Annotated in this window: 9 protein-coding genes and 1 pseudogene; 4 read left to right on the top strand and 6 right to left on the bottom strand. The window is 68.4% G+C overall.

Annotation, left to right across the window (positions count from 1 at the left end; all coding sequences use genetic code 11):
- Together AZG88_RS50885 and AZG88_RS35300 are read left to right on the top strand one after the other, a co-directional pair.
- A pseudogene (locus tag AZG88_RS50885) lies at positions 1–131 on the top strand (alanine dehydrogenase); the annotation flags it as partial.
- A gap of 57 nt (positions 132–188) precedes the next feature.
- A complete protein-coding gene (locus AZG88_RS35300; protein WP_061700407.1) occupies positions 189–1,070 on the top strand; it encodes a biotin-dependent carboxyltransferase family protein in 882 nt (293 codons plus the stop codon).
- A gap of 4 nt (positions 1,071–1,074) precedes the next feature.
- Here the strand turns inward: AZG88_RS35300 and AZG88_RS35295 are convergent, their stop codons facing one another.
- The 6 genes from AZG88_RS35295 to carD form a co-directional block, all read right to left on the bottom strand.
- Entirely contained in the window at positions 1,075–2,271 is a 1,197-nt protein-coding gene (locus tag AZG88_RS35295; protein ID WP_005244895.1) for a fatty acid desaturase family protein, read from the bottom strand.
- A gap of 175 nt (positions 2,272–2,446) precedes the next feature.
- A complete protein-coding gene (gene rlmB, locus AZG88_RS35290) occupies positions 2,447–3,415 on the bottom strand; it encodes a 23S rRNA (guanosine(2251)-2'-O)-methyltransferase RlmB (RefSeq protein WP_061700406.1) in 969 nt (322 codons plus the stop codon).
- Between the two features lie 2 nt (positions 3,416–3,417).
- Positions 3,418–4,812 carry a cysteine--tRNA ligase gene (gene cysS, locus AZG88_RS35285; protein ID WP_061044526.1) on the bottom strand — a complete coding sequence of 465 codons (1,395 nt, stop codon included), beginning with the start codon at positions 4,810–4,812 and terminating at the stop codon, positions 3,418–3,420.
- A gap of 11 nt (positions 4,813–4,823) precedes the next feature.
- The gene (gene ispF / locus AZG88_RS35280) at positions 4,824–5,300 is read right to left on the bottom strand and encodes a 2-C-methyl-D-erythritol 2,4-cyclodiphosphate synthase (protein WP_005244898.1); all 477 of its coding nucleotides are present in this window, start codon (positions 5,298–5,300) and stop codon (positions 4,824–4,826) included.
- The gene (ispD, locus tag AZG88_RS35275) at positions 5,300–5,980 is read right to left on the bottom strand and encodes a 2-C-methyl-D-erythritol 4-phosphate cytidylyltransferase (protein WP_082764796.1); all 681 of its coding nucleotides are present in this window, start codon (positions 5,978–5,980) and stop codon (positions 5,300–5,302) included. The genes ispF and ispD overlap by 1 nt, the downstream gene beginning before the upstream one ends.
- A gap of 18 nt (positions 5,981–5,998) precedes the next feature.
- Positions 5,999–6,487, bottom strand: a complete 489-nt coding sequence (gene carD / locus AZG88_RS35270; RefSeq protein WP_005262216.1) for an RNA polymerase-binding transcription factor CarD — start codon at positions 6,485–6,487, stop codon at positions 5,999–6,001.
- A gap of 263 nt (positions 6,488–6,750) precedes the next feature.
- On the opposite strand from carD, the gene AZG88_RS35265 reads away from it, so the two are divergent.
- Together AZG88_RS35265 and radA are read left to right on the top strand one after the other, a co-directional pair.
- Positions 6,751–7,383 (top strand): hypothetical protein, encoded by a 633-nt coding sequence (locus AZG88_RS35265; RefSeq protein WP_005244901.1) that lies wholly within the window; start codon positions 6,751–6,753, stop codon positions 7,381–7,383.
- Between the two features lie 46 nt (positions 7,384–7,429).
- Positions 7,430–8,812: a DNA repair protein RadA gene (radA, locus tag AZG88_RS35260; protein ID WP_005244907.1), complete on the top strand. Its 1,383-nt coding sequence runs from the start codon at positions 7,430–7,432 to the stop codon at positions 8,810–8,812.
- Positions 8,813–8,831 lie beyond the last annotated feature (19 nt).

Raw genomic sequence — 8,831 nt, 5'->3', positions numbered from 1 at the left:
CCCTCGCCGACAACGGCTGGCAAGACGCCATCGCGACCGTCCCCGGACTCGCCGAGGGCCTGTCCACCCACGACGGACAGCTGCTCTCCGCCGAAGTCGCTGCCGCCCACGGCTACACCGCAGTCTCCTGAGCGACTGATCCGACGAGAGCGTATCCGGCGGACCTGCGGATGCGGGACAATCGAACGATGGCTTGGCTCGAGGTCGTGCGCACCGGACCCTTCACCACCGTGCAGGATCGGGGCCGCCCCGGTTACGCGTCGATCGGCGTCGGCGAGTCGGGTGCCGCCGACCGCGAAGCGCACGACAGCGCAAACCGGTTGGTGGGCAACCATTCCGACGCAGCCACGCTGGAGGTCACGCTCGGTGGGCTCGCGGTGCGTGCGGCCGGGACCGTCTCCGTCGCCGTCACGGGCGCCCGCAATCCCGTCACCGTCAATTCCGAACCCCGGCCCGACTACACGATGCTGCACCTGAACACCGGCGACCTGCTGGAGATCGCGTTCGCGCCGGACGGGCTTCGCAGCTATGTTGCGGTGCGCGGAGGTTTCGACGTGCCCGCGGTGATGGGGAGCCGGTCCACCGACACTCTGTCGGGGATCGGCCCCGATCCCGTCGCCGAGGGTGATCGGCTGCTGGTCGGTGCGGATTCCGGCGACTGGCCTGCGGACGAGATCATCCCCCCACCGGCCGCCCCCGAGGATCCGCTGATGATGCGCGTCCGGCTCGGGCCACGGGACGACTGGTTCACCCCTGCGTCCGTCGAGGCCCTTCTCCGCGAGACGTGGACGGTCAGCTCCGACACCAATCGCGTCGGGGCGCGGCTCGAGGGTCCGGGACCGTTGCACCGCGCCGTGACGGAGGAGATGCCGAGCGAGGCCATGGTCGCGGGGGCGCTGCAGGTGCCGCCCAACGGTCAGCCCATCCTGTTCCTCGCCGATCATCCGGTGACCGGCGGCTATCCGGTGATCGCCGTGGTCGCCGAGGCCGATCTTGCGGTGGCCGCACAATTGCGACCCGGGCACCGGGTCCGCTTCCACCGCATGGTGGCGTCGACCATTCCGCGGTGACGGCCTACCTCGCTGCCAGCGCGGTCCGGAGCCCGCGAAGCCGTCCGGTCACGGGATCGGCTCCGAGCGCCGACCGCCCACGGAACTTCGCTTCCGAGGCCGTCTCCGGCGCGTCGTCCGACGTCGCCCGGAGGAATCGGTTGGGCAGCGCCAGTTTGTGAATGGTGCGCAGCGTCAGAAGGTACTGCCGCGCAAGCGAACCGGTGGTGTACGGCAGGTCGTACTTCTCGCACAGGCCGCGCACCGCGGTCGAGATCTCGGCGTACCGATTGCTGGGAATGTCGGGGAAGAGATGGTGCTCGATCTGATAGCACAGGTTGCCGCTCATGAAGGCCATGACGGCGCCTGCCCGGAAGTTCGCGGTGCCGAGCATCTGTCGGAGATACCACTCGGCCCGGCTTTCGTCCTCGAGTTCCGCGAGCGTGAACTTCTCGGCTCCGTCGGGGAAGTGCCCGCAGAAGATCACGACGTACGACCATACGTTCCGCAGCAGGTTGGCAACGAGATTCGCCTTCAGCGTTCGTCGCCACCGCCGTCCGCTGAGAACCGGGAACAGCACGTAGTCCTTGCCCATCTGCCGCGCGATCTTGCCGAGCAGATCTCGCACCGGTGGACGCAGACGCCGACTCGCCTTGTCTTCGGCACTGGGCGGAAGCAGGTCGTGGAGCGCGATGCCCCATTCGAACGACGCCGCGAGCAGAAGGTTCTGAATCGGCTGCACCAGGTGGATCGGACGCCATTCCTGATCGCGAGTGACGCGCATGACGCCGAACCCGACGTCCTCGTCCATTCCGAGCACGTTGGTGTACTTGTGGTGACGGAAGTTGTGCGCATACTTCCACTGCGACGACGGCCCCACCTGATCCCACTCCCAGGTGCTCGAGTGGATCTCGGGATCGTTCATCCAGTCCCACTGCCCGTGCGAGACGTTGTGGCCGATCTCCATGTTCTCGACGCTCTTGGCCACACCCAGTGCCGTCGTCCCGAGGACCACGCCCGTGGACGACCGGCTGCCGTGGATCATCAGTCGGGCGAGTCCGTCGAGCACTCGCTGGAACGCGATGGTGCGGCGGATGTACGTCGCGTCCTTCGACCCGAGGGACTCCGCGACGTCGCGGCGTAGTGCGTCGAGTTCGAATCCGAGCGCCTCGACATCCTGCTGGGTGAGGTGCGCGTATTCCTTGATATCGGTGATTGCCATGACCGGCCTCCAACCTCACCGTCACTGATGACCTCAGTGAACGCCGCTGGTAGCAGCCTGTCAACACTGTAGGTCTACGGTAGGTGCCGACAGTGTTGACAGCGGCGCCCTCAGCCCGCTACCGACCGTGCGGGCTTGCCCGACGACGACCTGCTGTTCGCTGGGTCCGGGAGGCCTAGCCGCGGCGACGACGGGCGATGTCGGCGAGCACGACACCCGCGGCGACGGACGCGTTGAGCGATTCGACGGGGCCCGCCATCGGGATGCTGAGGATGGCGTCGCAGTTCTCGCGGACCAGGCGCGACAGGCCCTTGCCCTCCGAGCCGACCACGACCACCACGGGGCCGCTGCCGTCGAACTCGTCGAGGGTGGTGTCGCCACCCGCATCGAGACCGACCACCTGGACGCCCTTGGACGCCCAATCCTTCAGCGTGCGAGTGAGATTGGTGGCGCGAGCGATCGGCAGGCGGGCTGCCGCGCCGGCGCTCGTCCGCCACGCGACCGCGGTGACCGACGCACTGCGGCGCTCCGGGATCACCACACCGTGACCACCGAACGCGGCCACCGAACGCACGACGGCACCGAGGTTGCGGGGATCGGTGATGTTGTCGAGAGCCACGAGCAGCGGCGCCTCCTGATGCTTGCGGGCTTCCGCGATCAGGTCGTCGGGGTGCGCGTAGCGGTACGGCGGCACCTGCAACGCGATGCCCTGGTGCATGCCGTTGGCGCTGAGCCGGTCGAGATCGGTCCGGGGAACCTCGAGAATGGAGATGCCCGCGTCGGCCGCCCGCTGAACGGATTCCTTGAGGCGATCGTCGCTCTCGGTCCCGACCGCCACGTACAGCGCGGTCGCGGGGACGCCGGCGCGCAGACACTCGACGACGGGGTTGCGACCGAGCACATTCTCGGGGCCGTCGAGCACCTTGCGTCCGGCGGTCTGACGACCGCGGCCGGGCTGCTTGTCGGCTTCCCTGGACGCGCGGGCGGCGCGCTTGGCGGCGGGGTGCTTGGTGCGGGCTTCCGCGGGCGGGGTGGCGCCGCGGCCTTCCAGTCCCTTGCGGCGCTGGCCACCGGAACCGGCGACCTGCCCCTTCTTGGTACCGGCCTTGCGGATGGCTCCGCGCCTACTCGAATTTCCAGCCATTACTACTGTCCTGCCTTGAGAGACCACTCGGGCCCGTTGGGGGTATCGGTGACCTCGATGCCCGCCCGGATGAGACGGTCACGCACCTCGTCGGCCACAGCCCAGTTCTTCTCGGCGCGGGCACTCTGCCTGCGCTCGAGTTCGGCCCGGACCAGAACGTCCAGGGCATCGGTTGCCGCGGACGCATCCGCGGTCTCCTGAGTCCAGTGCTCGTCCAGCGGGTCGACGCCGAGGATTCCGAGCATGGCCCGGACCTGCGACGCGATCCCGCGCGCACCCTCGAGATCTCCGCCGTCGAGGGCGATGTTGCCCTCGCGGACCTTGCCGTGCACCTCGGCGAGCGCGGCGGGGACGGCGAGATCGTCGTCGAGCGCGCGAGCGAACGCCTCGGTCCACCGACCGACCGGCACCTCACCGGCACGCTCCTGCGTGCGCATGACGAACGACTCGATCCGGCGGAACGCCGCGGCCCCCTCGTCGAGCGCAGTGTCGGAGTACTCGAGCATCGACCGGTAGTGGGCACTGCCCAGGTAGTAGCGAAGCTCTTGCGGCCGAACCTTTTTCAACACGTTCGGCACCGAGAGAACGTTGCCGAGCGACTTCGACATCTTCTCGCCACCCATGGTGACCCACCCGTTGTGCAGCCAGTACTGCGCAAAGTCGTCGCCGGAGCACTTGGCCTGCGCGATCTCGTTCTCGTGGTGCGGGAACACCAGGTCCAGGCCACCGCAGTGGATGTCGAACGCCGCCCCGAGATAGAACTCGGCCATCGCGGAGCACTCGAGGTGCCAGCCCGGCCGGCCCCGGCCCCACGGCGTCGGCCACGACGGCTCGCCCGGCTTCTCCGCCTTCCACAGCGTGAAGTCGCGGGGATCGCGCTTGCATTCGCCGGCGCTCTCGCCCTGGTGCACGTCGTCGAGCTTGTGCCCGGACAGGCTGCCGTACCGCGGGTAGCTGCGGACGTCGAAGTAGACGTCCCCGCCCGCCGCGTACGCGTGGCCGTTGTCGATGAGGCGCTGCATCATCTCGACCATCTGCGTGATGTGGCCGGTGGCTCGCGGCTCGACGGACGGCGGCAGCACACCCAGCTGCTGATAGGCCCACGTGAAGGACCGCTCGAACGTGGCGGCCCACTCCCACCACGGCCTGCCCGCCTCCGCGGCCTTGTTCAGGATCTTGTCTTCGATGTCCGTGACGTTGCGGACGAATGCCACGTCGTAGTCGTGGGCGAGCAGCCAGCGTCGCAGCACGTCGAATGCGACGCCGCTGCGTACGTGGCCGATATGGGGGTCGCCCTGCACCGTGGCGCCACACAGGTACACCGATGCGTGTCCAGGGGCCAGCGGAACGAAGTCACGCATGGCCCGCGTCTCGGTGTCGAATAGGCGCAGGGTCACGACCAGCGATCCTACCTGGCGCTTCGATCGGGAATGACCAACGCGGTGGCCATGGCGGCGATCCCCTCGCCGCGCCCGGTGAGGCCGAGCCCGTCCGTGGTGGTCGCGGACACCGAAACCGGCGCGCCCAGAATGTCGCTCAGCACCTTCTGCGCCTCGTTTCGGCGCGGGCCGATCTTCGGCCGGTTCCCGATCACCTGGACCGCGGCGTTGGCGACACCGAAGTCGTCCTCTTCGAGGAGGCGGCGTACCTCGGCGAGCATCGCGGCACCGCTCACCCCGGACCATTCGGGTCTGCCGGTTCCGAAGACGGAGCCGAGATCGCCGAGTCCGGCGGCGGAGAGCAGGGCGTCGCAGAGTGCGTGAACGGCCACGTCGCCGTCGGAATGACCCGCGCAGCCGTTCTCGTCCTCGAAGAGCAGGCCGGCCATCCAGCACGGCCGTCCCTGCTCGATCGGGTGGACGTCCGTCCCGATTCCGACTCGCACTAGTGCGCTCCCTCTTCCACCAGCGCGCGGGCCAGCACGAGGTCCAGCGGCGTGGTGATCTTGAATGCTGTGGGTTCTCCGACGATGCTGCGGACCCGTTCCCCGAGGCGCTCCACCAGGCCGGCGTCGTCCGTGGCGATGCCGTCGGCGGCGTCGTAGGCGCGCCGGAGCAGTTCCGCGGTGAAACCCTGCGGCGTCTGTACGGCCCGCAGTTCGGACCGTTCGGGGGTGCCGGTGACCGCGCCGAGAACGTCGACGGTCTTGATGGTGTCCGCCACCGGGAGGACGGGGATGACCGCGCTGCGGCCGCACCGCAGCTCCGCGACCACCCGCGCGATGAGCGACGGTGGTGTGAGCGCTCGGGCGGCGTCGTGCACGAGCACGTATTCGGCGTCGTCCGCGACGGCGAGTCCGGCGCGAACCGAATCGGTCCGCTCGCTTCCGCCGGCGACGACGGTGACTTCACCGGGGAGGAGGTTTCGCGTCGACTCGACGAGCTCCTCCGGAACGATCACGACGACGCGGTCGACAGCCCCCGACTGCAGGAGCCCGTCGACCGCGCGTGTAAGCATGGTCGTCCCACCCAGATCAACGAATGCCTTGGGCTTGTTCTCGCCCAAACGCACTCCCTGACCTGCGGCGGGAACCAGTGCGACTACAGGACCATTTCCCTCGGCCACTGTGGGTATCGCGACTGTCTAGGACGCGGCCGCGAGGACCTCGTCGAGGATGGTCTCGGCCTTGTCGCTGTCGGTGCCTTCGGCCAGTGCGAGTTCGCCGACAAGAATCTGCCGCGCCTTCGCGAGCATGCGCTTCTCTCCTGCGGACAGGCCGCGATCCTGCTCACGACGCCACAGGTCCCGAACGACCTCCGCGACCTTGTTGACGTCACCCGACGCGAGCTTTTCGAGATTCGCCTTGTAGCGGCGCGACCAGTTGGTGGGTTCTTCGGTGTGCGGTGCCCGCAGTACCTGGAAGACCTTGTCGAGACCTTCCTGGCCGACGACGTCGCGTACGCCCACGTACTCTGCGTTGTCTGCGGGAACCCGTACGGTGAGATCGCCCTGAGCAACCTTGAGAACGAGATATTCCTTCTGCTCACCCTTGATGGTGCGGGTTTCAATTGCTTCGATCAGCGCCGCACCGTGATGGGGGTATACGACGGTGTCTCCGACCTTAAAAATCATCTGTCCCGTGCCCCTTTCGATCATTCGAGTTTAACACGTGTCCGGAACCTGGTCTCATCAACGGTGCAGGTCAGGGGCATCATGGCCTGACCGTAGGGGTTGACAGGGTCCCCGATACGTGCATTCCGGACACCCCGATCGGGCGGTTCTCCAGCGCCGAAACCGCACGCAGACAACCATTGTGAGTACCCAGCGAGCAGGCCACGCGGACGAACTACTACTCTGCCTAGTTGAAGTGCGAACCTGACACCGGAGGACAACTCGTGACTGCTCTCGACAAGTCGACTCGCCGAGTCGCTACCGCCGTCGCTCTCGCTGCCGGCGCAGCACTCGTGCTGTCCGCCTGCAGCGCGGGCCAGATCACTCAGACGTCGAGTCAGGTCGCCGCGGTCAACGGCAACAGCGCGGACGTCGGGTCGATCGCCCTGCGGAACGTGCACGTGGTCTACCCCAACTCCGCCGAGTACAGCCTCGAGCCGGGCGGCAACGCCGTCCTCTCGTTCATCGCGATCAACAACAACGAGGACACCCCGGACAAGCTGACCCGGATCAGCACCGACTTCGCGCAGTCCGTCACCCTCGGCGACAAGGCGGGCGGCCTCGAGATCGCGCCGCAGACCGCGCTCGTCGCCGGCCAGCCGGGCGAGGACGCCGAAGCGAGCGCCGACGCCGCCGGCCAGACGGACGAAGGTGCCGACGCACCGATCGACGTCGTCCTCGTCACCCTGGACGGCCTGAAGGAAGGCGTCCGCCCGGGCCTCACCGTCCCCGTCACGTTCGCGTTCGAGAAGGCCGGAGACGTCACCGTGTCCGTTCCCGTCGACGCGGGCCACGAGACCGAGCGCCACGTCTCCGACACGTCCCCCGGATCCGAAGCCGAGGGCGGCGGACACTAACAGCCGGACCGGGTCCGCTGTCGGACCCGATACCTAGGCTGGCCCGGTGGCCAAACTCAAAACCAGCTTCCGCTGCTCGTCGTGCCAGTGCACCGTTCCCAAATGGGTCGGCCGGTGTCCCGAGTGCGGTAGCTGGGGATCGATGGACGAGGCCCCGATCGTCGCGTCCGTCGCCAGCCGCCCCGGTGCCTCGCTCGCGAAAGCCGGGGCCGGAGCGGTACTTCCGTCCACCCCGGCCACTCCGATCACGCGGATCGACAGCACGTCCACCCGCGCCAAGCCCACGGGCATCGACGAACTCGACCGTGTGCTCGGCGGCGGCGTGGTACCCGGTTCCGTCGTTCTCCTCGCCGGCGAACCCGGCGTCGGCAAGTCGACCCTGCTCCTCGAGGTGGTCCACCAGTGGGCCCGCCGCGGCCCGGACGACCGCTCCCTCTACGTCACCGGTGAGGAATCCGCCGGACAGGTGCGGCTGCGTGCCGACCGCACGGGTGCCGTCCACGAGCGGGTCTATCTCGCCGCCGAATCCGACCTCGCGACCATCCTCGGTCACGTGGAGCAGGTGCGCCCCACCCTGCTGATCGTCGACTCCGTGCAGACCATGCTGGCCGCGGACGTCGACGGCGTGGTCGGCGGAGTCACCCAGGTGAAGGCCGTCACCAGCGCCCTCACCTCCCTCGCGAAGGCCAGCGGCGTGCCGGTGCTCCTCATCGGCCACGTCACCAAGGACGGTGCGGTCGCCGGACCGCGGTCGCTCGAGCATCTCGTCGACGTGGTGCTGCACTTCGAGGGCGACAAACACTCCACGCTGCGGATGGTGCGCGGCGTCAAGAACCGTTTCGGCGCCGCCGACGAGGTCGGTTGCTTCGAACTGCGGGAAGACGGCATCGCCGGCATCAGCGACCCGTCCGGACTGTTCCTCCATCACCGTGCCGAGGCCGTTCCCGGAACCGCAGTCACCGTCATGATGGACGGCAAACGGCCCCTCCTCGGTGAGGTGCAGGCTCTCGTGGCCGCCACATCCATGCCGGCACCCCGGCGTGCCGTGAGCGGGCTCGACAGCGCCCGCGTGGCCATGGTGCTGGCCGTGCTCGACCGCCGGTGCGGGGTGCCGATCGCGAAGAACGACGTCTACGCGGCCACCGTCGGCGGAATGCGGATGACCGAGCCCTCCGCCGATCTCGCGTTGGCCCTCGCCGTCGCGTCCGCGGTCAGGGACAAGCCCGTTCCGGACGGACTGGTGATCCTCGGCGAAGTGGGACTGGCCGGTGAGGTTCGCCGGGTACCCGGCGTCGGGCGCAGGCTCGCCGAGGCCTACCGCCTCGGATTCACCCGCGCGATCGTTCCCCTCGACTCCGGGGCGGCTCCGAAGGGCATGAAGGTCACCGAGGTCGGGAACCTGGGGGCAGCCATCGCGTCACTGCGGTGACGCTCGGATCGCGGTGACG

The organism is Rhodococcus sp. LB1, from assembly GCF_001583455.1.
GTDB classification, from domain to species: Bacteria; Actinomycetota; Actinomycetes; order Mycobacteriales; family Mycobacteriaceae; genus Rhodococcus_F; species Rhodococcus_F opacus.
This window is presented reverse-complemented; position numbering and strand designations above follow the sequence as displayed.